The organism is Allochromatium humboldtianum, from assembly GCF_013385175.1.
Classification (GTDB): domain Bacteria; phylum Pseudomonadota; class Gammaproteobacteria; order Chromatiales; family Chromatiaceae; genus Thermochromatium; species Thermochromatium humboldtianum.
Genome location: NZ_JABZEO010000016.1, coordinates 50117 through 75185, shown reverse-complemented (window position 1 = coordinate 75185; position 25069 = coordinate 50117). Strand labels below are relative to the sequence as shown.

The following is a 25069-nucleotide window of genomic DNA, read 5'->3' as shown; positions in this document are numbered from 1 at the left end:
TTGGTCTGGTCAACGTCGGAGCTTGCTTTCACAAGCTCCCGCCTTCAGGCGGGGGTCGTTGACGATCGATCCTTCAAGCCTTGGCCAGAGCGACGTCGGTCGGAACGGTCGCCGTCTGGCGGACGGTACGATAACGCCGGTCGGTCGCGGCCAGCGTGCCGCCGATGGCCATCAGGATGCAGCCGAGCCAGATCCAGCGCACATAGGGTTTGTGATAGAGGCGCAAGGCCCAGTCGCCCTGGACGCCGACCGGCTCGCCGAGCGAGATATAGATGTCGCGCAGCAGACCGGCGTCGATCGCCGCCTCGGTCATGGGCATGCCGCCTGAGACATATTTGCGCTTCTCGGGATAGAGCCGGGCGATCTCGCGCTCACCGCGATAGACGACGAAGTCGCCCCGGAACGCCTGATAGTTGGGGCCAGGGACGGCGGTCACGCCATTGAACTGGAAGCGGTAGCCCGAGGCTTCGTGACTGGCGCCGGGCGACATGCGCACGTCGGTCTCTTCGCCGTGGATCGAGACCATGGTCACGCCGACGATGAAGACCGCCAGTCCCATGTGCGCCAGCCACATGCCGTAATAGCCGCGACTGTTGCCGGTGAGATCGGCCTTGAGTCCGCGCAGTCCGCCTTTGTGCTTGAGCCGGTCGAACAGACTGAGCAGATGGGAGGCCGTCAGCCACACCGCCATGCCGACACCGAACCCGGTCGCCATCGCCTCGGCGGACATACCCGGCATCGAGACGGTGAGGAAGGCCGCGATCCCGAGCGCCAGCGCAATCCAGAGCGCGCGCACCAGACGCCAGGCTTCGTCATGTTTCCAGTGCACATGCGGCCCGATGGCCGTGGCCAGGATCAGCAGCGGCGACAGGGCGACGAACATCTTGTTGAACCAGGGGAAGCCGACCGAGATCTTGCCCCAGCCAGCCGCCTCGTAGATCAGCGGGGCCAGGGTGCCGAACAGCACCAGCACCGCCAGCGTGGTCAGCAGCAGGTTGTTGATGAGCAGGAAGGTCTCGCGCGAGAGCAGATCGAAGCGCCCGCCGCCGGAGATCGTCGGCGCGCGCCAGGCATAGAGCGCGAGCGAGCCGCCGATGACCACGCACAGGAACAGCAGGATGAAGCTGCCGCGCGTCGGATCGGTGGCGAAGGCATGGACCGAGGTCAGCACGCCCGAACGCACCAGGAAGGTGCCGAGCAAGGAGAGCGAGAAGGTCGAGATCGCCAGCAGCACCGTCCAGTTCTTGAAGGCGGCGCGCTTCTCGGTCACGGCCAGCGAGTGCATCAGCGCCGTGCCGACCAGCCAGGGCATGAAGGAGGCGTTCTCGACCGGATCCCAGAACCACCAGCCGCCCCAGCCGAGTTCGTAGTAGGCCCACCAGGAGCCGAGCGCGATGCCGATGGTCAGGAATACCCAGGCGACCGTGGTCCAGGGCCGCGACCAGCGCGCCCAGGCCGCGTCGAGCTTGCCGCCGATCAGCGCGGCGATGGCAAACGCAAAGGCGACCGAGAAGCCGACATAGCCCATGTAGAGCATGGGCGGATGGATGGCCAGACCCGGATCCTGCAACAGCGGATTGAGGTCACGGCCTTCGAGCGGCGCCGGGAAGATCCGATCGAACGGATTGGACGTCAGCAGCGTGAACAGCAGGAAGCCGATCGCGATCATCGCCTGCACCGAGATGACGCGCGCGATCATCGGCAGCGGCAGGTTGCGGCTGAACTGCGCGACCGCCGCGCCCCAGCCGGCGAGCATCAGGATCCACAGCAGCAGCGAGCCTTCGTGCGCGCCCCAGATGGCCGAGATCTTGTAGAGCGTCGGCATCAGGGTGTTGGAATTGGACGCGACATAGAGGACCGAGAAGTCGTCGCCCAGGAAGGCGATCAGCAGACAGAGAAAGGCAATGCCGATGAAGGTGAGCTGACCCCAGGCCAGCGGACGCGCCATCGCCATCCAGGCGCGGTTGCCGGTGAAGCTGCCGATCAGGGGCACACTGGCCTGGACCAGCGTCAGCATCAGCGCCAGCAGCAGGGCGAAATGACCGAGTTCAGGCACCATCAGTTGGCCGCTCCACTGTTGGCTGGGCTTGGGTTGGCGGCGGCGTTGGCCACGCCCTCGGCATGGGCGGTCTGGAGCGTGCTGGCGACCTCGGGCGGCATGTATTCCTCGTCATGCTTGGCCAGCACTTCCTCGGCCTGGAACACGCCGTCCGGGCGCAGCCGGCCCTTGGCGACCACCCCCGAGCCTTCCTTGAACAGATCGGGCAGGATGCCCTCATAAGCGACCTTGACGGTCGCGGCGTTGTCGGTCACGTCGAAATTGACCGTCAGGCCCTCGCCCTGGCGCTGCAACGAACCTTCGGTGACGAGTCCGCCGAGCCGGAAGACGTGATCGGCCGGCGCTTCCTTGGCGATGACCTGCGAAGGGCTGAAGAAATAGGAGAGATTGCTCTTGAGCGCGGTGATGGCCAGGGTCGAGGCCGCGCCGATCCCCAGGATCGCCAGACCGACGAAGACCAGTCGTTTCTGTCGTGCTTTCATATCGGGCATTTCACTCCGGACGCGAGGATTGGGACAGTCGGGCCAATCGACCCAATCGCGCCAAAATGGTTCGATGCTGGAGACGCAGTTGCAGCACTTCGGCCACCAAGACCAGCACCACCATGCCGTAGGCGCCCCAGACGAAGAAGGCGTAACCGCCCTGAGAAAAAAAGTCGCTCATCGTGAATGCTCCCGGTTCAGCAGTTCCTGGACCCAGCTCGCTTCGGCCTCACGCGTGAGGATGATCGAGCGCAATCGCATGAAGCTGGTCGCAAACGAATACATCCAGAACGCCAGCGTCATGGTCAGCATCGAAAACAGGATGTTGCTCTCGATCTTGCCCAGCCCCGAACGCTGGTGCAGGGCCGCGCACTGAGTCGGGTCGGGGCAGTTGATCGACCAGTAGATGACCGGCACCATGACCAGCCCGACGAGTGCCAGCAGCGCCGAGGCGCGATCGGCGCGACGGGTGTCGTCGATGGCCGAATGCAGTGCCATGTAGCCGATATAGAGGAAGAACAGCACCAGCTCCGAGGTCAGGCGCGGATCCCAGTCCCAGTAGGTGCCCCAGCTCGGGCGGCCCCAGAAGGCGCCGGTCCAGAGCGCGAGGAAGGTGAAGACCGCGCCGGTCGGCGCCACCGCGTTGGCCATCATGAACGACAGCCGGGTGTTGAACACCAGCCCGATCGCCGCCCAGAACACCAGCACGATATAGAGCCACATCGACATCCAGGCCGCCGGGACATGGATGAAGATGATGCGGTAGTACTCCTTCTGCGGATTGCTGCCGCCGAGCTGATCAGCCGTCTGGAAGAAGCCCCAGTAGAGACCGATCACCAGCAGCACGCCGGTCAGGATCCAGAAGGGGCGGGTGAGACGGCCCGCGAGCGGATAGAAGGTCGCGGGCGAGGCGAATTTGAACCAGTTCAGGGTCATGTGTAATCACTCGAGCGAAATCTTGAGTGCCGCCGCCGAGGCCAGCGGGGCGAGCGTCAGGGCCGCCAGCAGAAAGGCGCCCAGGAGCGAAAGATACGGCATGGTATCTGACAGATCGATGACACTGACCTCGATCGCGCCAGATCCATAGACCAGTACCGGAATATAGAGGGGCAGAATCAGCAGCGAGAGCAGGATGCCGCCGCCGCGCAGCCCGAGCGTGAGCGCCGCGCCGATGGCGCCGATCAGGCTCAGGATCGGCGTGCCGAGCAGGAGCGACAGCATCATGATCCCGATCTGTGCATCCGACAGATGGTACTGCATCCCGACCAGCGGGGCGATCAGCACCAGCGGCAACCCGGTCAGCAGCCAGTGCGCGCCGACCTTGGCCAGCACCAGGAGCGACAGCGGCTGGGCGGTCAGGAGCATCTGCTCCAGCGTCCCATCTTCGTAGTCCGCCGCGAACAGCCGTTCCAGGGCCAGCATCGAGGCCAGCAGCGCCGCGACCCAGACCACGCCCGGCCCCAGGATCTGCAACACCTGACGCTCGGTGCCGACGCCGAGCGGAAACAGACTGACCACGATCATGAAGAAAAACAGCGTCGTCAGCACATCGGTCCGCCGCCGCATGGCCAGCAGCAGATCGCGCTTGAGGACGCACCAGAATACAGCCCACATGATCGTGTCAGTCTCCCAGATCCAGACGGGCGACCTGGCCCGAGGTCAGCGGCACCTCCTGGTGCGTGGTCAGGACCGCCAGCCCGCCGCCGGCCACATGGTCGGCGATCAGCCCCTGGAGCAGGGCCACGGCCTCGACGTCGAGCGCCGTAAACGGCTCGTCCAGCACCCAGAGCTTGGCGCGACTGAGGATGAGCCGGGCCAGGGCCACGCGCTTCTTCTGGCCCTGCGAGAGCATCCGCGTCGGCAGATCCTCGAAGCCGCGCAAGCCGATGCGCGCAAGCGCCTGCCAGACGTCATCGATCCCGACCGGATCGCCGTCGAGCCGCGCCGCGATCGACAGATTCTCGATCCCGGTCAGATCGGACTTGATGCCGTTGAGATGACCGAAATAGAGCAGTTCGCGCCGATAGTCCTCGGCCAGAGCGCGGATCGACTCACCGCGCCAGCGCACCTCGCCCGCGTCCGGGGTGAAGAGTCCGCACAGCGTGCGCAACAGCGTGGTCTTGCCGCTGCCGTTGCGGCCGCGCACATGGAGCAGGGTTCCAGGTTCCAGCGCCAGATCCAGCCCGCTGAACAGCCGCCGGTCACCGCGCCGGCATTCGAGTCCGATGACCTCAAGCATGGCGGGCCTTGTCGTCGCTCCGGCCCGGTCGGCCCGGCTGGGACTCCGGGTGCTGGATCACCCAGCAGTTGTGGATGCGCGGATTGCGGGCGAAGTCGCGCGGCAAAGTCTGGGCGCTGATGTCGCTGACCTCGAAAGGCGCCAGCCCCTCCAGATCGATGTGGAATCGGCGCAGATTGTTCGAGAAGATCAGCCGCCCGCCGGGTTCGAGCAGACGCATGGTCGCCTGGATGATATCGACATGGTCGCGCTGGATATCGAGCGTGCCGTGCATCCGTTTGGAGGTCGAGAAGCTCGGCGGGTCGAGAAAGATCAGATCGAAACGGCGCTGTCCGGCCATGGAGTCGATCCAGCGCAGACAATCGGCCTGGATCAGCTGATGATTCGGCCCCCGGATGCCGTTGAGTTCCAGATTGCGCCCGGCCCATTCCAGATAGGTGCGCGACAGGTCGACCGTGGTGGTCGAGACCGCGCCGCCCTTGGCCGCGTGCACGGTGGCCGTGCCCGTGTAGGCGAAGAGGTTGAGGAAGCGCTTGCCGTCAGACAGCGAGCCGATCAGCCGCCGCACGTCGCGATGGTCGAGAAACAGTCCGGTGTCCAGATAATCCTCGAAGTTGACCAGGAACCTGAGACCGTACTCCGAGACCTCGTGGAAACGCCCGGTCTCGGCCAGCCGCTCGTACTGGGCGCGGCCCTTCTGCTGCCGGCGCACCTTGAGGAACACCTGCTCGCCCCGCACCTCCAGCACCTCGGGGATCAGCCCCAGCGCCTCGCGCAGTCGCCGGCGCGCTTGCTTGGGATCGACGCTCGGCGGTGCGGCATATTCCTGGACATGCACCCAGCGCCGTTCGCCCTCGTAGAGATCGATGGCCAGGGCGTATTCGGGCAGATCGGCGTCATAGATGCGCAGACAGTCGATGCCCTCCTTTTGGCGCCATTTGCGCAACGCCTTGATGTTTTTCAACAGCCGGTTGGCGAGCATGGTCGCGCCCGGACTGCGCTCTTCGGGCGGCAGGGGACGCGGCAGATGGCTGACGAAATAACGCGGTTCGATCTGGAAGCTCAACAGCCGGCATTCGATCGGGCCGTTGTAGAGACTGTGCATCTTGGTCGCGCGCAGACCCAGACTCTTGCCCAGTTCGGGACTGGAGGTGAAGACCGCCGCGCGCCAGCCGACGAAGCGCTCCTTGAGCACCGAGCCGAGCCGCGCATAGAGCTGAGTCAGATCCTCGTCGGCGCCGAGCCGCTCGCCATAGGGCGGATTGACGATCACCAGTCCTTCGTCGTCCTCGCGACCGGGCCAGCAGTCGGCCAGCTCGCGGCGCTCGAAATGAGCCAGTCCGGCGAGTCCGGCTCGCTCCAGATGATGCAGCGAGGTGCGGATGGCGTTGGGGTTGACGTCATAGCCGCGCAGCGAGCCGAGCCGCTTGAGTCCGGCGGTGCGGCGCAGACGCGCCTCGGCCAGCAGACGCTGCCAGGCCGGTTCGTCGTGCTGGGTCCAGCCGTGGAAGCCGAAGCGCTCGCGCAGGAGTCCAGGCGCGATGTCGGCGGCGATCAGCGCGCCCTCGATGACGAGCGTGCCCGAACCGCACATGGGATCGAGCAGCGCGCCGCCCTCGGCCGCGATCTCGGGCCAGCCGGCGCGCAGCAGGAGTGCGGCGGCCAGATTCTCCTTGAGCGGCGCGGCCGAACCGGCGTCGCGATAGCCGCGCTGATGCAGCGACTCGCCCGAGAGATCCAGACTGAAGGACAGGCTGTCTCGGTTTCCGTAGAGATGAATGCGCAGATCCGGATAGTCGGGATCGACGCTCGGACGCCGTCCGTAGAGCTGGTTGAAGCGATCGGCGATGGCGTCCTTGACCTGGAGGATGGCGAAGTGCGGATTGGTGACGCCCTGGAGCTGGCCGTCGAACTGGATGGCGAAGGTGCGATCCGGTGTCAGATGGTCTTCCCAGGGGATCTCCAGCGCGCTGTCGTGGATCTCATCCGGACCGCCCAGCGACACCTGCGCCAGCGGCAGGAGAATGCGGTTGGCGATCCGCGACCAGAGGCAGGCACGATAGCCGTCCTCGATCCGGCCCGAGAAACGCGCCCCGCCGCGCGTCTCGGCGGCCCCCGCCATCCCGAGTCGGGTCAGCTCCTCGGCCAGCAGACTACCGAGGTGCTTGGGGGCGGAGGCAAAGAAAATATGATCAGACATGCGCGGGGCGGGACTCCGGGGGAGGTGGCTGAACCAGGCTGTCGGGTGCGTATTGGACGGGATTTCCCGCCGCCCGGTCTTTAAATTTTGTTCATCTACCGCGACGGGCGTGCGGCGTCTCAGTCTTTCTTCAGCAGATCACCGAGACCGGCGAAGGGGTTGAAGGTGGCCGCCGAACCGCCGTCGGCGCTCGCTTTGGCCGGCTTGCCGGTGCCGCGCGCGAGTGCGGCCAGATGTTCTTCGTACTTCTGGTGCTCGTTGTCGTGACAGTAGATGCACAACAACTCCCAGTTGCTCCCGTCGGGCGGGTTGTTGTCGTGATCCATGTCCTTGTGGTGCACCGTCAGCTCGCGCAGATTCTCGCGCGTGAAAGTGCGGGCGCAGCGTCCGCAGACCCAGGGATAGAGCTTCAGCGCCTGATCGCGATAGCCGGCGGCGCGTTCCTCGCTCGCCTTGCGCGCGCTGGCGACCACCTGATCGAGCTTGGCGGTGTCGATGGGCTTGCCGGTCTTGCCATGGCGGGGAGGGTTGTGCGTGGCCATGTGTCGATGTCGTCTCAGGGGGGAGATGGTGCGCGAGGGGGGACTCGAACCCCCACGGAGTGCTCCACTGGAACCTAAATCCAGCGCGTCTACCAATTCCGCCACCCGCGCGATCCGGGCATTTTAGCCTGATTTCGGGAAAATCGGTATGGATGGTTGATTGGCGCGGTCGTCGCTGATGAACGCCGGGCGCATCCCTGAAAAACACGCCCGGACGCTCCCGGCGACACTCAGGGCTGGACGCTGGTCAACCCGACGCTCAGCCAGTCCTGCATCCCGCCGCGATACCATTTGAGTTTGTGCAGCGGATAGCCGATGCCGACCAGGGTCTTGATGTTGGCTGTCGACTGCGGGCACCAGATGCCGTTGCAGAAGAGTACCAGCGTCTTGGCCTTGCTGAAGTCCAGGGCGCCGCTGGCCGGATCGCGGATGACGTTGAAGTCGTCACGCAGGGTCTGCTCGAAGGTATCGGCCTCGCGCGGCGTCTCGAAGGTGCCGGCGTTGTCGCGGCTGATCCGGTTCCAGGGGATGTTCACCGAGCCGGGGATGGTCCCGCGCATGACCCAGTCCGGGGTACGCGAGTCGACCAGCAGGATGTCCTTGTCGCCCTGCGACATCCGGTGCAGATAGTTCAGTACTTCCAGCTCACCGATGGTCTCGACGCCCTCGACTACGGTCATGGGCTGAACGCAGAAGGGCGGACAGCCGCGATCGGTCTTCTGGAAGGCATCGGGCAGGGTGGCATTGAGATCGTGTCCGCGCTGGATGGTGACAGTCTGACCATTGTGCTGGACCTGGACGCTCTCGAGCGTCGGCGTGATCTTGTTGTCGGCGGCGAGCGCGAGGGCCGGGACGCCGAAGCAGAGTACAAAGGCCGTGAGACGCAAGGATCGGGGGCTGGACATACTGCGAGTCTCCTGAACGGTGTGTTGGATGGTCGCCGATGATCGCTCGGCGCTATCGAGACCGATCGAGCACATAGGCGGGGAAGTCCGCGTTCTGTTCGCCGAGCGCCTGATCGTAACCCAATTCGCCCTGGCGTTTGGCCTGATCGGCCAGCTCGATGGCGTCCGGATAGCGTCCGGCCTCGGCGAGTTCTCTGGCCCGCGCGATCATGGCGGCCGTGTCGCGCCACTCCCCGCCGACCGAATCGGCACGCTGGCGGGCCGCCTCGGCGGCTTCGATGCCGGCAAGCGCCTGGGCTCGGTCCGGCGTTTCAGACCAGGCGGCGCCCAGCGGCAGGAGTGCCGCCAACACACCGGCAGCCAGACCGTATCCGTCTCCGCGTTTCGTCGTGATCATTTGCGCGCTCCCGGACCGTTGAGTTCGAGTCCATTGTTCATATAGGTGAGGAAATACTCGAGATTGCGGTATTCCTCGCCCTGCGGCTCGAACGCCTTGGCGCGCACCTGTTCGTTGCAGCCGGCGAAGCGGCGATGCAGCGTGCCCATCTCGCCCCAGTCGGAGCGGTAGACCGGCCAGTGTGTGGTGTGTCCATAGGCCGGACTGAGCGTCTCGGTGCGCAGCCTGGCGCCCGATGTGGCGAGATGGCAGTGGCCGCAGGCGAAGTTGAGCTGGCCGCGGCGGGCGAAATAGAAACGCTTGCCCTGCTCGTAGGCGGCCAGTGCGCGCGGATCGTCCTCCGGGATCTCGACCTGGGTGATCTGACCGCGCGACTCGAAGGCGATGTAGGCGAGCAGATCGGCGATCGGACCCTTCTTATACTTTAAGGGCGTCTCGCCGTGCGCCGTTCGGCATGCGTTGAGCGCGAGCGGAAGCGTCATCACTAGGCCGCGTTCGCGGTCCCAGTGCGGATATCGGCCCATGATGGCGGGTCCGTCGGGAAAACAGTCGGCATAGCCCTGGCCATCGGCGAATGGGGTGTTCCACAGTGTTTCGCCCTGGCTGATGGCATTCTCGTAGGGCGGAAACTCCTCGATCGCCTCCCAGTTCTCGCGCGTGACAGGGTCGATGGCGTAGGTGCCGTTCTTGAACTCGTCCTCGGGTACGTTGGGGAAACGCTGTTTGAAATAGGCTTGGAAGGCCGCCTGTTCTTCTTCGGGGGTGGCGGCCGTGACCGGGCCGATCGGCAGGGCGGCGCCGGCCAGGACGAGGGTCGCGAGCAGGAATCCGTGCTTGGTCATGATGACGATGTCCTCCGGTGGCGATCCGTTCAGAGTGACCAGATGTATTCGACGACATCGACGAATTCCTGTCGGGTCAGGATCTCGTGTTTGCCGAACGGCGGCATGACGGCCTCCGGGTTCTTGGCGGTCGCGTCCCAGATCTGAGCGGCCAGATCGCGCTTGGATGGAAAACGTGTCTGCATCGAGACCAGAACAGGTCCGATCGTGCCGGGACTCTCCGCGCCCGCCATCACATGGCAGGCGACGCAGTTGCCCTTGGCACGGTCCGTGGCGACCTCCCGGCCGGCGGCCGCATCGCCGGAGAGCGCGAGGTCGTCGGGGAGGCCCGCCGCCGGCAACGGACCGGAAGACAGGGCCGACAGGCCAAGCAACAGCGCGGTGAGGCGCGATCGGTGTGAGGCGTTCAACGGCATGCGAAATCTCCTCTCGATCATTGACGTTGTCGGCCAGTGAGGTGAGGGTGATCCGCCTCCTGGCCGGCTGGTTGTAATGAGCGGCCTTCCGGGCCAACGGCTCTTGATGGCCGTTTGAATCGCGAGTGCCCGATCCTAGCAAGGCAAGAGGTCGGCACGCGGTGAGGGTGCTGAGGCGCTGAATTGGCCAAACTTGCCGGTCACAATCCGCGTTCAATGTGGTGAGAAGTGATCGATTTCAAGCGTGGCAAAGCACGAACCGGCATCGGACAATGCTTCGCCGCCTTCCGAACAATAACCGATGCCCAGGAGGATGTGTCCCATGTCGCTCTCCAGACGCGAATTCGTTCGACTCATGGCCCTGGCCGGCGCGGCCGGTCTGCTGCCCGTCACCGGCCGCGCCGCCGCCGAGCGCCCGTCCGATCCCTATGAGATCCCGGCCTTCGGTCAGGTGCGCCTGCTGCATATCACCGACACCCATGCCCAGCTCAATCCGATCTATTTCCGCGAGCCGAACGTCAATCTGGGGGTCGGCTCCGCGCTTGGTCGTGCGCCGCATCGCGTCGGTGCGGCACTGCTCGAACGGTTCGGGATCGCGCCGGGCGGGATGGAGGCCCATGCCTTCACCTATCTCGACTTCGCCGACGCAGCCGAGCGGTTCGGCACGGTCGGCGGCTTCGCGCATCTGAAGACGCTCGTCGACCGACTGCGCGCTCAGGCCGGAGAGGGGCGCAGTCTGCTGCTCGACGGCGGCGATACCTGGCAGGGTTCGGGCACGGCCTACTGGACGCGCGGCCGGGACATGGTCGGGGCCTGCAATCGGCTCGGCGTCGACGTCATGACCGGGCACTGGGAGTTCACCTATGGCGATGAGGAGGTGATCCGCAACATCGCCGAGTTCCAGGGCGAATTCGTGGCTCAGAACGTCCGGGTGCGCGAAGAGGCGCTGTTCGACTATCGCTTCGAGGATTTCGCCGGGTTCGACGAAGACTCCGGGCTGGCCTTCAAGCCCTACGCCATCAAGGAGGTCGGCGGGATCAAGGTCGCCGTCATCGGTCAGGCCTTCCCCTATACCCCGATCGCCAATCCGTCGCGCTTCATCCCGGACTGGACCTTCGGCATCGAGGACGGGCGGATGCAGGAGATCGTCGACCGGGTGCGGGAGCAGGAGAAGCCGGGCATCGTGGTGGTGCTGTCTCACAACGGCATGGACGTCGATCTCAAGCTCGCCTCGCGCGTCAGCGGCATCGACGTCATCCTCGGCGGACACACCCACGACGGCGTGCCGACCCCGATCCTGGTCGAGAACCCCGGCGGCAAGACCCTGGTCACCAATGCCGGCTCCAACGGCAAGTTCGTCGGCGTCATGGATCTGGAGGTGAAGGACGGCCGGGTGAGCGACTATCGCTATCGGCTGCTGCCGGTGTTCTCCAACCTGATCGAGCCGGATCGGGCGATGCGCGACTATATCGCCGAGGTGCGCGCGCCCTATGCCGAACGGCTCGGCGAGAAGCTGGCGACCGCCGGCGAGTTGCTCTACCGGCGAGGCAACTTCAACGGCGCCTTCGATCAGGTCATCTGTGACGCCCTGCGCCGGGTGCACGACGCCCAGATCAGTCTCTCGCCCGGTTTTCGCTGGGGCACGACGGTGCTGCCCGGTCAGACGATCACGATGGAGCACGTACTCGACCAGACCTGCATCACCTATCCCGAGACCTACAGGCGCGCGATGAGCGGGGCGGATCTCAAGATGATCCTGGAGGATGTCGCCGACAACCTCTTCAACCCCGATCCCTATGTCCAGCAGGGCGGCGACATGGTGCGCGTGGGCGGACTCGATTACGTCTGCGATCCGACCGCGCCCATGGGCGAGCGCATCCAGGCGATGCAGCTGGCCGACGGCACGCCGATCGAGGCGGGCAAGAGCTATGTGGTGGCCGGCTGGGCCACGGTCGGCAGTCAGGCGCCGGGTGAACCGATCTGGGATACGGTCGCGACCTATCTGCGCGACATCAAAACGGTCAAGCTCGAACGGCTCGACACGCCCCGGCTCAAGAACGTTCGCGCCAACCCCGGCATTGCCGATTACGCCGGCGCCATCACTTGATACTTTTCGGGCATCGGCCGACGGCTGAGTCGACAAGCCCTCCGTCAGTATCCATCACGCGGCGAATATCATGTTTTTCCCTAAACTGCGCAGTATTGCAACGAGCGAAGTCATCACGCTATCGGCCACGGCCACGCTCGCTGAAACGGCCAGGACCATGAAGCGGCACAACATTCGCAGCGTTGTGGTGCCTGTGCCCGATGGCCGTTATTGCCTGGTACTCGCCAGTCATCTGCTCAGCTTTCAGGTCCAGGGGCTGCCGCTCTCGACGCGGCTGGATCAGGTGGATCTGCCCGAGGCCGAGACGCTGGATCCGGACGATTCGGTGCTGGATGGACTCAAAGCCATCCGCAACCGCTCCGAGCATCTCTGTCTGGTCGATCGCGACGGCCGGCTCGCCGGCATCGTCAGCTACAGTGATCTCGCCGCCAGCCTGGACCCCGAGGTATTGGCCGAGGCCCAGAGTCTCGGTGATCTGATCCACGGCATCCAGCCCCTGGTCGTCAGCCAGGATCTCAGCCTCCAGGAGGTGATGCGCGCCATGGATGCCGGGCACTTCACCGCCGCGATTGCCATCGATCAAGGGCGGCCGACCGGCATTCTGACGCAGCGTGATCTGATCCAGTTGATCGATGAGGGCGCCGACCTGAACCGGCCGATGCAGACGCGGATGAGTCATCCGTTGTTGACGCTCGATGAGGGGGCCACGATTTCCGACGCCCTGCGGCTGTGCCGAAGCGAGCGTATCAAGCGCGTGGTGGTGGTCGATACGCTGGGGCGGATTCTGGGGCTGGTCAGCCAGAGGGATCTCGTCAGCCTCTACTACAACAACTGGTTCAATCTGCTCAAGACGCATGTCCTGGAACAACAGGTTCAGATTCTGGCACGTCATGAACTGGAGAAGCAGGAAGTCAAGTTCCGCACCCTGTTCGAGGTGTATCCGGACGCCACCCTGCTGATCGATCCCCGCGATGGGTCGACCCTGGAATTCAATCAGGTGGCCTGTACGCAACTCGGTTATACACCCGAGGAATTCTCGCGTTTGCATATCAGCGATTACGAAGTCCGGGAATCCGCCGAGGAAGTCGCGGCGCATATCCATCAGGTATTGACTCAGGGGCGTGATGAATTCGAAACCCAGCATCGATGCAAGGATGGCCGGATCATCGATGTGAGTGTCGCGGTGTCGCGCCTGGATTTCGATGAGCGTCCGGTGCTGCTGACCGTCGTTCGTGACATTAGTCGCCGCAAACAGGATGAACATCAAAAGCGTCAAACCGAGGAACGACTGCAATTGGCCGCAGAAGCGGCCAATCTCGGGATCTGGGACTATGACATCCAGCTGGATCGCTTGATCTGGGATGAGCGGATGTTCCAGCTCTATGGCCTCGAACCGAGAGAGTTCGGTTATCGATTCCTGGATTGGTCGTCGCTCGTGCTTCCGGATTCGCTACAGCGTGTGGAAGCGGATTTTCGAGACCTGATCCAATTTGGCCGGCCTTTTGATGTCGAGTTTCAAATTCGCCGTGCGATCGATGGAGAAATCCGGACCCTGCGCGGCCTAGCTCGGGTTACCCACGATCATCTGGGGCAAGCGATTCGCGTTGTCGGCGTCAATGAAGACATCACTGATCGCATCGTCGCCAATCGTCGATTGCAGGCCGAAGAGGCCAAGTTCAGAGGGCTGTTCGAGCGCTCTCCGGTCGGGATCGCGATGAATGACTTTCAGACGGGTGAATTTCTGGAGTTTAATCGCGCCATCAATGAACCGGCCGGTTATACCCAAGAAGAGTTCCGGCAACTGAGTTACTGGGATCTCACTCCGGATGAATATTTTCCTGAAGAAGAGAAAGCCTTGGAGTCGGTTAGAAAGACAGGTAGCTACGGTCCTTTTCAAAAGGAATATATTCGCAAGGACGGTTCACGTTATCCTGTGCTGCTCAACGGTTTTTGTACCACGACGCCCGAGGGGCGCGAGGTTATTTGGTCGATTATTCAGGACATTTCGGCGCTCCAGGAGGCGCAGCGTGAAATCCGCAATCACGAGCAGCGCTTGCAACAGTTGGCGGAGCAGAGCCGAACCGTGACCTGGGAAGTGAACGCTCAAGGACTCTATACCTACTTGAGTTCAGTCGCGGAGATCGTTTGGGGCTATACCCCGGTCGAAATCGTTGGTCGGCGTTATTTCTATGATCTCCATCCCGAGCCGGGGCGCGAAGCATTCAAGAGAGCGGCCCTCAGCATAATCTCTCAGCAGGTCAAATTCCAGGGCCATGTCAACCCGATCCTTTGTAAGAATGGTGAGGTGATCTGGGTGTCGACCAATGCCATTCCAATCATCGACGATCAAGGCCGACTGCTCGGCTATCGTGGGAGTGATGTCGACATCACTGAGGCCAAGTATGCAAAGGATGCGCTCGAAGCCGAAAAAGAACGCTTTAGAGGCATCTTTGAGAAGAACGGCAGTGCGGTCGCCGTTTATCAACCAACTGACGATGGTCGGGATTTTATATTCACCGATTACAATCCGGCCGCTGAACGAATCGATCGAACTAGGCGCCAGGATGTGGTTGGTCGATATTTGACGGAGTGTTTTCCCGCCACGATCGAAATGGGGCTGGTGGATGTGTTGCGACGAGTAAACATGACTGGGCAGACCGAATATCTGCCATCGGCGTATTATGAAGATAATTATCTCCAGGCTTGGCGTGAAAACACGGTATTCAAACTCTCATCCGGCGAGGTGGTGGCGGTTTACAACGATCTGACTGAGATCAAGCAGGCTCAGGAGGCTGCCGAGCATGCCAGTCGCGCCAAGAGCCAGTTCCTGGCCAATATGAGCCATGAGATCCGCACGCCCATGAATGCCGTGATCGGCTTGAGCGATCTGCTGCTCGACACACCGCTCGACGCCAAGCAGCGCGACTATCTGGGCAAGATTCGCAATGCATCGCGGCTGCTGCTCGGGATCATCAACGACATCCTGGACTACTCCAAGATCGAGGCCGGTAAACTGGATCTGGCGCTTCAGCCGTTTTGTCTCGATGACCTGCTCGATCAGATGCGCACTCTCTTTGGGAGCGAAGCCGATTCCAGGGGCATCGAGCTGCTGTTCGATCTGGCTGTGGCATCGAGCCGCCGGGTCGAGGGCGATGCCTTGCGACTGGGGCAAGTCCTGATCAATCTGCTCAGCAATGCCGTCAAGTTCACTGAGCAGGGTGGACAGGTGCTGCTCGCGATCCGTCAGCTCGATGCCGGATCCGGCGCGTCGGCGCGCCTGCGCTTCGAAGTGCGTGACACAGGTATCGGGATCACGCCCGAGCAGCAGGAGCGTTTGTTCAAGCCGTTCTCGCAAGCCGACAGTTCCACGACGCGCCGCTATGGCGGAACCGGTCTCGGACTGGTCATCAGTCTGAAACTGGTGGAAAAGATGGGCGGAACCCTGGAGCTGGAGTCGACGCCTGGAGCGGGCAGTCGGTTTTATTTCGATCTGACCCTGCCGCTGTCATCGGATCGAGCCGGTCCGTTACCCACAGCCGAGTTGCCGGCCGACGCTCGGGTGCTGATCGTCGACGATCATGCTACCGCCCGCACCATCCTGCGCGGTCTGCTGGTCAATCATGGCTTCGATGTGGAGGAGGCCGGCAGTGGTCAGGCCGCTATCCGGGCCGTTCAAGCCGCTGAGCAGGCCGGGCGGCCGTTTCAGTTCATTCTCATGGACTGGAAGATGCCGGGAGAGCTCGACGGACTCCAGGCGCTCAAGGAGCTGCATGCACTGCGTCGTCTGGGCGTCCTCAAGGGCGAGACGATTCCGGCGCTGATCGTCAGTGCCTACAATCAACAGGAGGTCGCCGATCATGCCGAGTTCTATAGCGCCTTCCTCAGCAAACCGGTGACGGCCAATGTGCTGCTCGAAGCGATGCGGCAGGCCGTCTCCAAACAGTCGGATCGAGAACCTGTCGCCGCCGCCCGCCACATTCCCTGCTTCAGCGAGCGCACTCTGCTGCTGGTCGAAGACAATGCGCTCAATCGCGAGGTCGCCACGGCCATCCTCGACAAGACCCGGATCAAGATCGTGCTTGCTCACAATGGCCTGGAGGCCCTCGACCGTGTCGAGCAGGCGCCGGTCGATCTGGTGCTGATGGATTTGCAGATGCCGGTCATGGACGGTTTCGAGGCGACCCGGCGCCTCCGCGAACGATATCCTGCTTTGCCGATCATTGCGCTGTCGGCGGCGGTCATGGATGCCGATCGCGAGCAGGCACGACTGGCGGGAGCCAATGATCATCTGGCCAAACCCATCGAAATCCAGGCCATGTTCGAGATGCTGGAGACGTGGCTGACCCCGGATGGCTATCAGGCTGTCGGACCGCCGGCGGTCGAACCATCGCCACGGCCGGAGCTCGTGGAGATCATCGACACGGCGCGAGCACTGCGGGCCTTCGATGGCGATCAGGTGCTCTATCAACGTGCACTCCAGCTCTTCAAGGAGCAGCTCGAAACAGAGTTCGAACCGCTGTTCGGCCCCCTGGATCACATCGAGTACAGCCTGAAACGGCGTCTGCTGCATACGCTCAAGGGGCTGGCGGCTACAGTCGGCGCGCAGACGCTGTCGGCGGCGACGGCCCGTCTCGAAGCCTTCGTCCGGCAGGATGAGCCGATTCCGGAGTCCGAGCAGCACGGCTTCGTGCATGCATTGTGCGAGGTTCGCGACCGGCTCGTCGTGCCGGATCTGCCGTCCGCCATTCCGACCCGTACCGATCCGGTGGAGACGCCCGAGGCGATCGCGCCCATCCTGAGCGAACTGTTAAAATCGCTGTCCACGGGCGAACTGGTCGATGAGATGGTGTTGGCCCGGGTAACGGATTTCATACAGGCTCAGGGTGAGTGCGCCGGCGCCGATGAGTTGCGACGACTCACGCACGCCTTCGAGCATGATCAGGCGGCCGCCCTGTTGCGCTCGCTGGCCGAGCGGACCGGCGTTGAACCCATTGAGGTGTGATGTGTTGGACAAGTCGCAAGCCACCGTGCTGATCGTCGATGATCAGCCGGCCAATATTCATGCCCTAGCCGCGCTACTGAAGAAAGACTACCGGATCCTGACCGCCACGCGCGGTGAAAAAGCCCTGGAACTCGCGGCCCGGACACCGCCGCCGGATCTGATCCTGCTCGATATCGTGATGCCCGACATGGATGGTCATGAAGTCTGCTGCCGGCTCAAGAATGACGAGGCGACCAAGGCGATCCCGATCATCTTCGTCACCGCGCTCGGCGAGGAGCAGGACGAGGAACATGGACTGAATCTCGGCGCGGTCGACTACATCAGCAAACCGTTCAGCCCGGCGATCGTGCGCGCTCGGGTGCGCAATCAGATCCATCTCAAGCTGCGCACCGACCGGCTCGAACAGGTCGCCATGCAGGATGGCCTGACCCAGATCCCCAACCGTCGTCATTTCGATCAGAAGCTCCGGGAGGAATGGGGGCGCTTGACCCGCAACGGGCAGTCATTGTCGCTGCTCATGGTCGATATCGACCAGTTCAAGCCGTACAACGATCACTATGGCCATGGAGCCGGAGACGAGTGTCTGAGGCAGGTCGCGCAAGCCTTGTATCAGGTGCCGCAACGCCCAACGGATCTGGTGGCGCGCTATGGGGGAGAGGAATTCGCGGCCGTGCTGCCCGAGACCGACGAAGCGGGAGCCGGGCATCTCGCCCAGCGTTTGCTCGAAGCCGTGCGAGCACTCGGGATCGAGCATGCCTACTCGGACGTAGCGCCTCATGTCACGATCAGCGTTGGTGTCGCCACGCATTCACCGCGTCAGCCAAAGCGCGACGCCGAGGCCTTGAAGCAGAGCGCCGATCGGGCGTTGTATCAGGCCAAGTCTCAGGGGCGGAATCGCCTTGGGTTCGAATGACCGAGCGGGACGCGCCTGAGGCCGCGTCCCGCTCGCTTCCAGCTACGAGCCAAGCTGAGTCGATCAGACCTGGCTCGATTCAGACCGGATCTCAGTGATCCACCGCACCCTCGGCGCCGATCCCCGTCTCACAGCGGATGCGCTGCGCCTCGAAGGCATGACGCTCGCGCTTGGCCTGTTCGGAGTTGTCGAACAGCGAGACGATCCAGATGAAGAAGAACGCCAGCGGCATCGAGATGATCGCCGGATTGTTGAGCGCAATCAGGCCGACCGACTTGCCGTCGGCGTCGACATGCCCCAGCACATCGCCCCACACCGCCTTCGACAGGATGGTGAGCGCCACGGCGCTGATCAGACCGATCACACCGCCGGCCAGGGCGCCATTGGTGGTCATCTTGCCCCAGAAGATCGAAGTGACCAGCACCGGGAAGTTGGCGCTCGCCGCGATGGCGAAGGCCAGACCCACCATGAAGGCCACGTTCTGGCTCTCGAAGACGATGCCGAGCACGATGGCCAGCAGACCCAGGCTGAAGGTCGCGATCTTGGAGATGCGGATCTCGGTGGTCTCGTTGCTGCGACCACGCGCGATGACGCTGGCGTAGAGGTCGTGCGAGATGGCCGAGGCGCCGGCCAGGGTCAGACCCGCGACCACCGCCAGGATGGTGGCGAAGGCCACGGCCGAGATGAAGCCCAGGAACAGGTTGCCGCCAACAGCCTCGGCCAGACGGATGGCGACCATGTTGGTGCCGCCGTCGATACCCTTGACGAGCTGATCCTTGATCACCGAGCCATCGGCCGCGAGCGCCTCGGGCTTGAAGAACTCCGGATGCTGCGACAGCAGCACGATGGCCGCAAAACCGATGATGAAGGTCAGGATGTAGAAGTAGCCGATGAAGCCGGTGGCATAAAACACCGACTTACGCGCTTCCTTGGCATCCGGCACGGTGAAGAAGCGCATCAGGATGTGCGGCAGACCGGCGGTACCGAACATGAGCGCCAGACCCAGCGAGATGGCGTTGACCGGGTCTGTGACCAGCGAGCCGGGCGACATGATGTCGAGCGCCTTGGGGTGGGTCTCGACGGCCTGACGGAACATCTCCTCGGGCGAGAAGCCGAAGGTCGAGAGCGCGGCCACGGCCATGAAGGTCGCGCCCGAGAGCAGCAGCACCGCCTTGATGATCTGCACCCAGGTCGTCGCGGTCATGCCGCCGAAGATGACATAAACCATCATCAGCGCGCCCACGGCGACCACCGCCATCCAGTAGTCCAGACCGAACAGAAGCTGGATGAGCTTGCCGGCGCCGACCATCTGCGCGATCAGATAGAAGGCGACCACCACCAGCGAGGAGATGGCCGCCATGGTGCGGATCTGGGTCTGACCGAAGCGGTAGGAGCTGACGTCGGCGAAGGTGAACTTGCCGAGGTTACGGATCTGCTCGGCGATCAGGAACATGATCACCGGCCAGCCGACCAGGAAGCCGATGGAGTAGATCAGACCATCGTAGCCGGAGGCGAACACCAGCCCCGAGATACCCAGGAAGGAGGCCGCCGACATATAGTCGCCGGCGATCGCCAGACCGTTCTGAAAGCCCGTGATGCCGCCGCCGGCGGTATAGAAGTCCTTGGCCGAGCGGGTGCGCTTGGCGGCCCAGTAGGTGATGGCGAGCGTTCCGGCCACGAAGACCATGAACATCGCGATGGCCGTGTAGTTGGTCGCCTGACGCTCGACCTCGCCGCTCACGGCGGGTCCGGCCACCAGCGCGAAGGGCGCGAGCAGGGCGAGCAGCACGCCCCAGAGATAATAGCGCTTCATTACTGCAGATCCTCCCGGATGGCCTTGGTCAGGGCATCGAAGCGACTGTTGGCCTTGGCGACATAGATCCCGGTCAGGACGAAGGCGCTGACGATGATGGCCACGCCGACCGGCATCCCGATGGTGGTCACGGCCCCGTCGGCGATCGGCGTGCCGAGCAGCGAGGGCGCGAAGGCGATGATCAGGATGAAGCCGTAGTAGATCACCAGCATGATGACCGTCAGGTTCCAGGCGAAGCATTTACGGGAGCAGACGAGCTCCTGATAACGCGGATGCGCCTTGATGGCGTCGACCGAGTCTTGTTGCATGGGTCTTCCTTCGAGTGTTGTGTGAGGTCGAGAGACAAACGACGGTGATGAACTTCGCTGAAGAGCGAGGAAACCGTCGACTGTATGGACGCGCGCTGCTATATGACCCCGCATCATGGCGATACGAGTGTCTCTCGTGGATGTCTTGAGGATTTGGGCGATGCGCGCGGTATAGAGCGGCGGGATTCTGGTATTGACTGACGTCGAGAGTCAATCGGAATAAGATTTAATCTATCAATTTCATTTATATGATCGTGCGAGCCGCTGATTGTATCGCACGGCTATTTGCCCGAACAATGCCTTTGGGTTGACAATGCAGAATCGATCAATACCCATGCCCTCGCGGAGACCGACCCATGTCCGACAAAGCCCCCTGGATCACCTTCCGGCCCGAACTCAAGGTGCTCGACTGCACCGTGCGGGACGGTGGGCTGGTGAATGCCCATCAGTTCAGCGACGAGTTCGTGCGGGCTGTCTACCGGGCCTGTGTCGAGGCGGGCATCGACTATATGGAGATCGGCTACAAAAACTCGCCCAAGATCTTCCCCAAGGAGAAGTTCGGCCCCTGGCGTCACTGCGACGAGGCTGACCTCAGGCGCGTGGTCGGCGATCACGACCCCGAGAAGACCGGACTCAAGCTCGCGGCCATGGCCGACGCCGGCAAGAGCGACTGGGAGACTCAGATCGTCCCGGCCGCCGAGAGTCCGCTGTCGATGATCCGCGTGGCCTTCTATGCCCATCAGGTCTCGGAGGCGGTCGACATGATCCGCCATGCCCATGAACTCGGCTACGAGACCACGGCCAACCTGATGGCCGTCTCCAACATCACCGAGGAAGAGATCGACACCGTGCTGGAGTCGATCGCGCCCACGCCGGCGACCACCATGGTCATCGTCGACAGCTTCGGCTATCTCTACCGCGAGCAGATCGACCGGCTCTACAAAAAATACACCTCCGCCCTGGAAGGCACCGGCAAGGAGATCGGCATCCACGCCCACAACAATCTGCAACTGGCCTTCGCCAACACCATCGAGGCCATCATCCTCGGCTGCAACCGGGTCGATGCCACCATGTACGGCTTCGGACGCGGTGCGGGCAACTGTCACACCGAACTGCTGCTCGGCTTCCTGCGCAATCCCAAGTTCGACGTGCGCCCGGTGATCGAGGTGATCCAGAAATACCTGTTCCCCCTGCGCCGGGAACTCGACTGGGGGCCGTCGATCCCCTACAACCTCACCGGCCAGCTCAACCAGCACCCGCGCAGCGCCATCGAGTGGCGCGAGGGGCCGACCCCGGACGACTTCCTGGGCTTCTACGACAAACTGGTGGCGGAGATCTGAACCATGGCCAGTGACGCGATCCTGATCCTGGACGGCCAGGAGTACCGCTTCCCCATCCGCGAGGGCACCGAGGGCGAACGTGCGATCGACATCCAGGATCTGCGCGCGCGCACTGGCCACATCACGCTCGATCCGGGCTACGGCAACACCGGCAGCTGTGAGAGCGCCATCACCTTCATCGACGGCGAGCAGGGCATCCTGCGCTATCGCGGTATCCCCATCGAGCAGTTCGAGCAGGCGCCGAACTTCGTCGAGGTCGCCTGGCTGTTGATCTTCGGGCATCTGCCGAGTGCCGAGGAGTACCGGATCTTCTCCGAGCGGCTCACCGCCTGCGCCAACCTCGACGAGAGCATGAAGCACCACTTCGAGGGCTTCCCGCGCTCGGCGCCGCCCATGGCCATCCTCTCGGCCATGATCAACGCGCTCTCCTGCTTCCATCCCGACTATTTCGAGCTGGAGGACAGGGATCACTTCCAGACCGCCGCCGCCGGACTCATCAGTAAGATCCGCACCATCGCCGCCTATGCCTACCGGCATTCGATCGGGCAGCCCTACATCTATCCCCATCCGGGGCAGCGTTATGTGCCGAACTTCCTGCACATGATGTTCTCGCAGCCCTATGCCGAGTATGTCTGCGATCCGATCGTCAAGGATGCGCTCAACCTGATCCTGATCCTGCACGCCGATCACGAGCAGAACTGCTCGACCTCGACGGTGCGCATGGTCGGCTCCAGTCAGGCCAATCTGTTCGCCTCCTGCGCGGCCGGTGTCTGTGCACTCTGGGGGCCGCTGCACGGCGGGGCCAATGTCGCGGTGCTGGAGATGCTCGAACAGATCCATCGCGGCCACATCAGTCCCGAGGAGTACGTGCGACTGGCCAAGGACAAGGACAGCAAGGTCCGGCTCATGGGCTTCGGGCACCGGGTCTACAAAAACTTCGACCCGCGCGCCAGGATGCTCGCCAACGTTGCCGAGAAGCTGCTGCCGACGCTCGGCGTCCGGGATCCGCTGCTCGACATCGCCCGCCGGCTCGAAGAGATCGCGCTGGAAGACCCCTATTTCGTCGATCGCCAGCTCTATCCCAATGTCGACTTCTACAGCGGCATCATCATGCGCGCCATCGGCATTCCGACCAACATGTTCACCGTCATGTTCGCCATCGGGCGGCTGCCCGGCTGGATCGCGCACTGGTGGGAACAGGCCCAGACCCAGGGCAACAAGATCGCCCGTCCGCGCCAGATCTATGTCGGTCCGGGCGTGACCGATCACGTGCCCAAGGAAGCGCGGGTTTGAACCCTGGGGGCGGACTGATCGAGACGGCGGTCACGACAGACTCCTGACAACAGACAGGATCGACCGGCGTCCATCGGGATCACGCGTGCCGCCCGGTGGGTGAGTTCGATCCTGTCTTCGTAAAGAGGACACAGGTTTGAACAAACAGATCCAGTTCGCCATCGCCGCACTCGTGCTCAGCCTGGGGCTGGCGATCTACGGCATCATCGTCTTCGCCAATGCCGAGAAGGGGCGCGATATCCAGGCGTTGCAGACCCAGATGAACCTCGTGGCCGACAGTCGCGTCGAGGCGATCGAGCACTGGATGCAAGGTCAGTATGCCGTGCTGGAGCGATCGGCACAGCATTCTCCCTTGCATCGAGCGCTGACGGATCTGATGCAGGCAGGTGAGTCGCCGGACGAGACGGTACGTGAGACGCTGCGCGACCTGCTGGCCGTGACGGCCGAACGCATGGGGTTTCTGTCGCGTCAGAGTACCGGCTATCGGCCCAGTCACTTCGAAATGGGGCTCGAAGGCAGTCTGGCGGTGCTCGACCCGCAAGGCCGGCTCCTGGCCGCGACGAACGGCATGCCGCCGATCGAGGGTGCGCTGGCCGAGTTCCTGCAACGAACGCCGCTGACCGAGCGCGGGTTGCTCGATCTGCATCGCGGTGTGCATGATCGGCTGACGCTCGGTTTTCTGGTGCCTGTGTTCGCGGATGCTTCCGGAGACGAGGGTTCTGAGACGGTGATCGCGCGTCTCCTGGCGCTGCGCCCGATCGATGCCGGGGTCTTTGCGATACTCAAACAACCGGGACTCACGGCGCGCACGTCCGAAACCTATGTGATCCGTCGCTCCGGCAATCTGATCGAATATCTCTCGCCGCTGCTCGACGGCAGTGAGCCGCTGACGAAGCGGCTCGCGGTCAACACCAGGGATCTCATCGACGTCGAAGCGCTGGAGCAGCCGGGGCTGTTCCATCAGGGCCGTCATTACGCCTTCACCGAATCCTTTGCCGTCAGTCGGCGCATCCCCGGAACCGACTGGGTGCTGGTGCATCGGATCGGTTCCGCCGAAGCCCTGGCGGCGAGCGATGCGCGGCGCATGACGCTCATCAGCGGACTGGCGGTGCTGGTGGTGCTGATCGGCGCGGCCCTGGTGCTGGTCTGGCTCTATGCCACCTCGCGCCGGGTCGAGGAGGTCGCCGAATGCTATCGGCTGTCCTCGGAGCGTTTCGAGCGTCTGTCGGGGTTCCTCGACATCCTGACCGACAGCCAGCCCAATCCCATCCTGGTCGTCGATGCCGACAACCACATCACCTATGCCAACCGGCGTCTGGCTGAACTCAGCGGCATCGCGCGTGAGGAACTGCTCGGACGTTCACTGACCGGCGTGCTCGGACAGGAGGCGGGCGGGCGCTATGGCGCGATCAACAGGCACGTCCTGGAGAGCGGAACACCCCTGGTCGAGATCGAGCGCCTGAGCGACGAGCAGGGCGGGGAACGGGTGTGGCGCTCGCATCACTGCCCCTTCACGGCCGCAACCGATGCCCAGGAACCGGCCGTGCTCGTCACCATCGAGGATCTGACCGACCTGATGCACGAGCGCGCCCGGCGCGAACGCAACACCCAGCAGCTGCTCGACACCCTCGTCGGTCTGGTCGACGAGCGCGATCCCGATTCGGCGCATCAGTCCAGATACGTCGTCCAGGTCGCGCGCGCCATCGCCGAGGATCTCGGGTTCGACCCGTCGCAGGTCGAGACGACCGAGCAGGCCGCGCGTCTGGTCAACATCGGCAAGATCCGCATCCCGCGTTCACTGCTGGTCAAGGGCGGCAGTCTGACCGATCAGGAGCTGAAGCGGGTGCGCGAGGCGCTCGATGCCGGGCCGGAGCTGCTGCGCGACATCGAGTTCGATGGCCCGGTACTCGAGACCCTGGCGCAGATCAACGAATGGGTCGACGGCAGCGGGCGGCCGGGCGGCCTGAAGGGTGACGAGATCCTGCCCGCCGCTCAGGTGGTCGCGCTCGCCAATGCCTTCGTGGCTCTGATCAGCCCGCGGTCCTTCCGCGACGCCCGGAGTTTCGACGAGGCCGAGGCCATCCTGATGCGCGAGATCGGGCGGCGTTTTGACAAGCGCTTCGTGCTGAGTCTGCTCAATCGTCTGGACAACTGGGGCGGGCGTGAGGAGTGGGCCGGGATGAGTCGGAGGGCCTGACGGCTCGCGCGCCG

Annotated in this window: 20 protein-coding genes and 1 tRNA gene; 6 read left to right on the top strand and 15 right to left on the bottom strand. The window is 63.5% G+C overall.

What is annotated here, in order from left to right:
- Window positions 1-73: 73 nt before the first annotated feature.
- From HW932_RS18080 to soxX, 13 genes are all read right to left on the bottom strand, one after another.
- The gene (locus HW932_RS18080) at window positions 74-2059 is read right to left on the bottom strand and encodes a heme lyase CcmF/NrfE family subunit (protein ID WP_176977880.1); all 1986 of its coding nucleotides are present in this window, start codon (window positions 2057-2059) and stop codon (window positions 74-76) included.
- Window positions 2059-2541, bottom strand: coding sequence for a cytochrome c maturation protein CcmE (ccmE, locus tag HW932_RS18075; protein ID WP_176977879.1), 483 nt, complete (start codon window positions 2539-2541; stop codon window positions 2059-2061). Before ccmE ends, HW932_RS18080 begins: the two co-directional genes overlap by 1 nt.
- Window positions 2542-2551: 10 nt before the next feature.
- Entirely contained in the window at window positions 2552-2722 is a 171-nt protein-coding gene (gene ccmD / locus HW932_RS18070; protein ID WP_176977878.1) for a heme exporter protein CcmD, read from the bottom strand.
- Window positions 2719-3477: a cytochrome c biogenesis protein CcsA gene (ccsA, locus tag HW932_RS18065; RefSeq protein WP_176977877.1), complete on the bottom strand. Its 759-nt coding sequence runs from the start codon at window positions 3475-3477 to the stop codon at window positions 2719-2721. The genes ccmD and ccsA overlap by 4 nt, the downstream gene beginning before the upstream one ends.
- A gap of 6 nt (window positions 3478-3483) precedes the next feature.
- Window positions 3484-4155: a heme exporter protein CcmB gene (gene ccmB / locus HW932_RS18060; RefSeq protein WP_012971368.1), complete on the bottom strand. Its 672-nt coding sequence runs from the start codon at window positions 4153-4155 to the stop codon at window positions 3484-3486.
- 7 nt (window positions 4156-4162) lie between these two features.
- Window positions 4163-4780: a cytochrome c biogenesis heme-transporting ATPase CcmA gene (gene ccmA, locus HW932_RS18055; RefSeq protein ID WP_176977876.1), complete on the bottom strand. Its 618-nt coding sequence runs from the start codon at window positions 4778-4780 to the stop codon at window positions 4163-4165.
- A complete protein-coding gene (gene rlmKL / locus HW932_RS18050) occupies window positions 4773-6980 on the bottom strand; it encodes a bifunctional 23S rRNA (guanine(2069)-N(7))-methyltransferase RlmK/23S rRNA (guanine(2445)-N(2))-methyltransferase RlmL (RefSeq protein WP_176977875.1) in 2208 nt (735 codons plus the stop codon). The genes ccmA and rlmKL overlap by 8 nt, the downstream gene beginning before the upstream one ends.
- A gap of 119 nt (window positions 6981-7099) precedes the next feature.
- Window positions 7100-7522: a YajD family HNH nuclease gene (locus HW932_RS18045; RefSeq protein WP_176977874.1), complete on the bottom strand. Its 423-nt coding sequence runs from the start codon at window positions 7520-7522 to the stop codon at window positions 7100-7102.
- Window positions 7523-7548: 26 nt separating this feature from the next.
- Window positions 7549-7633 (bottom strand) — tRNA-Leu (locus tag HW932_RS18040).
- Window positions 7634-7752: 119 nt separating this feature from the next.
- Window positions 7753-8427 (bottom strand): rhodanese-like domain-containing protein, encoded by a 675-nt coding sequence (locus tag HW932_RS18035; protein ID WP_176977873.1) that lies wholly within the window; start codon window positions 8425-8427, stop codon window positions 7753-7755.
- A 52-nt stretch (window positions 8428-8479) separates the two neighbouring features.
- Entirely contained in the window at window positions 8480-8824 is a 345-nt protein-coding gene (locus HW932_RS18030; RefSeq protein ID WP_176977872.1) for a hypothetical protein, read from the bottom strand.
- Window positions 8821-9666 (bottom strand): sulfur oxidation c-type cytochrome SoxA, encoded by an 846-nt coding sequence (soxA, locus tag HW932_RS18025; RefSeq protein WP_176977871.1) that lies wholly within the window; start codon window positions 9664-9666, stop codon window positions 8821-8823. Before soxA ends, HW932_RS18030 begins: the two co-directional genes overlap by 4 nt.
- Window positions 9667-9695: 29 nt before the next feature.
- Window positions 9696-10082 carry a sulfur oxidation c-type cytochrome SoxX gene (soxX, locus tag HW932_RS18020; RefSeq protein WP_176977870.1) on the bottom strand — a complete coding sequence of 129 codons (387 nt, stop codon included), beginning with the start codon at window positions 10080-10082 and terminating at the stop codon, window positions 9696-9698.
- 322 nt (window positions 10083-10404) lie between these two features.
- Between soxX and soxB the strand changes: the two genes are divergently transcribed.
- The 3 genes from soxB (at window position 10405) to HW932_RS17990 (ending at window position 18104) form a co-directional block, all read left to right on the top strand.
- Window positions 10405-12189 (top strand): thiosulfohydrolase SoxB, encoded by a 1785-nt coding sequence (gene soxB, locus HW932_RS18015; RefSeq protein ID WP_176977869.1) that lies wholly within the window; start codon window positions 10405-10407, stop codon window positions 12187-12189.
- 70 nt (window positions 12190-12259) lie between these two features.
- On the top strand, window positions 12260-17191 hold the full coding sequence (locus HW932_RS17995) for a PAS domain S-box protein (RefSeq protein WP_246296918.1): 4932 nt from the start codon (window positions 12260-12262) through the stop codon (window positions 17189-17191).
- A gap of 1 nt (window position 17192) precedes the next feature.
- Window positions 17193-18104, top strand: coding sequence for a diguanylate cyclase domain-containing protein (locus HW932_RS17990; protein ID WP_176977868.1), 912 nt, complete (start codon window positions 17193-17195; stop codon window positions 18102-18104).
- Between the two features lie 91 nt (window positions 18105-18195).
- Here HW932_RS17990 and HW932_RS17985 read toward each other — a convergent pair whose 3' ends face one another.
- Window positions 18196-19917, bottom strand: a complete 1722-nt coding sequence (locus tag HW932_RS17985) for a cation acetate symporter (RefSeq protein ID WP_176977867.1) — start codon at window positions 19915-19917, stop codon at window positions 18196-18198.
- Entirely contained in the window at window positions 19917-20225 is a 309-nt protein-coding gene (locus HW932_RS17980; protein ID WP_176977866.1) for a DUF485 domain-containing protein, read from the bottom strand. Before HW932_RS17980 ends, HW932_RS17985 begins: the two co-directional genes overlap by 1 nt.
- Before the next feature lie 356 nt (window positions 20226-20581).
- Here HW932_RS17980 and HW932_RS17975 point away from each other — a divergent pair, with 356 nt between their 5' ends.
- The 3 genes from HW932_RS17975 (at window position 20582) to HW932_RS17965 (ending at window position 25055) form a co-directional block, all read left to right on the top strand.
- The gene (locus HW932_RS17975) at window positions 20582-21565 is read left to right on the top strand and encodes an aldolase catalytic domain-containing protein (protein ID WP_176977865.1); all 984 of its coding nucleotides are present in this window, start codon (window positions 20582-20584) and stop codon (window positions 21563-21565) included.
- Window positions 21566-21568: 3 nt separating this feature from the next.
- The gene (locus tag HW932_RS17970) at window positions 21569-22858 is read left to right on the top strand and encodes a citrate synthase (protein ID WP_176977864.1); all 1290 of its coding nucleotides are present in this window, start codon (window positions 21569-21571) and stop codon (window positions 22856-22858) included.
- Window positions 22859-22994: 136 nt separating this feature from the next.
- Window positions 22995-25055: an HD domain-containing phosphohydrolase gene (locus HW932_RS17965; protein ID WP_176977863.1), complete on the top strand. Its 2061-nt coding sequence runs from the start codon at window positions 22995-22997 to the stop codon at window positions 25053-25055.
- Window positions 25056-25069 lie beyond the last annotated feature (14 nt).

Excerpts from the sequence above, each read along its gene's own strand:
- HW932_RS18080 (WP_176977880.1), bottom strand. The coding sequence starts at position 2,059 with ATGGTGCCTGAACTCGGTCATTTCGCCCTGCTGCTGGCGCTGATGCTG.
- ccmE (WP_176977879.1), bottom strand. The coding sequence starts at position 2,541 with ATGAAAGCACGACAGAAACGACTGGTCTTCGTCGGTCTGGCGATCCTG.
- ccmD (WP_176977878.1), bottom strand. The coding sequence starts at position 2,722 with ATGAGCGACTTTTTTTCTCAGGGCGGTTACGCCTTCTTCGTCTGGGGC.
- ccsA (WP_176977877.1), bottom strand. The coding sequence starts at position 3,477 with ATGACCCTGAACTGGTTCAAATTCGCCTCGCCCGCGACCTTCTATCCG.
- ccmB (WP_012971368.1), bottom strand. The coding sequence starts at position 4,155 with ATGTGGGCTGTATTCTGGTGCGTCCTCAAGCGCGATCTGCTGCTGGCC.
- ccmA (WP_176977876.1), bottom strand. The coding sequence starts at position 4,780 with ATGCTTGAGGTCATCGGACTCGAATGCCGGCGCGGTGACCGGCGGCTG.
- rlmKL (WP_176977875.1), bottom strand. The coding sequence starts at position 6,980 with ATGTCTGATCATATTTTCTTTGCCTCCGCCCCCAAGCACCTCGGTAGT.
- HW932_RS18045 (WP_176977874.1), bottom strand. The coding sequence starts at position 7,522 with ATGGCCACGCACAACCCTCCCCGCCATGGCAAGACCGGCAAGCCCATC.
- HW932_RS18035 (WP_176977873.1), bottom strand. The coding sequence starts at position 8,427 with ATGTCCAGCCCCCGATCCTTGCGTCTCACGGCCTTTGTACTCTGCTTC.
- HW932_RS18030 (WP_176977872.1), bottom strand. The coding sequence starts at position 8,824 with ATGATCACGACGAAACGCGGAGACGGATACGGTCTGGCTGCCGGTGTG.
- soxA (WP_176977871.1), bottom strand. The coding sequence starts at position 9,666 with ATGACCAAGCACGGATTCCTGCTCGCGACCCTCGTCCTGGCCGGCGCC.
- soxX (WP_176977870.1), bottom strand. The coding sequence starts at position 10,082 with ATGCCGTTGAACGCCTCACACCGATCGCGCCTCACCGCGCTGTTGCTT.
- soxB (WP_176977869.1), top strand. The coding sequence starts at position 10,405 with ATGTCGCTCTCCAGACGCGAATTCGTTCGACTCATGGCCCTGGCCGGC.
- HW932_RS17995 (WP_246296918.1), top strand. The coding sequence starts at position 12,260 with ATGTTTTTCCCTAAACTGCGCAGTATTGCAACGAGCGAAGTCATCACG.
- HW932_RS17985 (WP_176977867.1), bottom strand. The coding sequence starts at position 19,917 with ATGAAGCGCTATTATCTCTGGGGCGTGCTGCTCGCCCTGCTCGCGCCC.
- HW932_RS17980 (WP_176977866.1), bottom strand. The coding sequence starts at position 20,225 with ATGCAACAAGACTCGGTCGACGCCATCAAGGCGCATCCGCGTTATCAG.
- HW932_RS17975 (WP_176977865.1), top strand. The coding sequence starts at position 20,582 with ATGTCCGACAAAGCCCCCTGGATCACCTTCCGGCCCGAACTCAAGGTG.
- HW932_RS17970 (WP_176977864.1), top strand. The coding sequence starts at position 21,569 with ATGGCCAGTGACGCGATCCTGATCCTGGACGGCCAGGAGTACCGCTTC.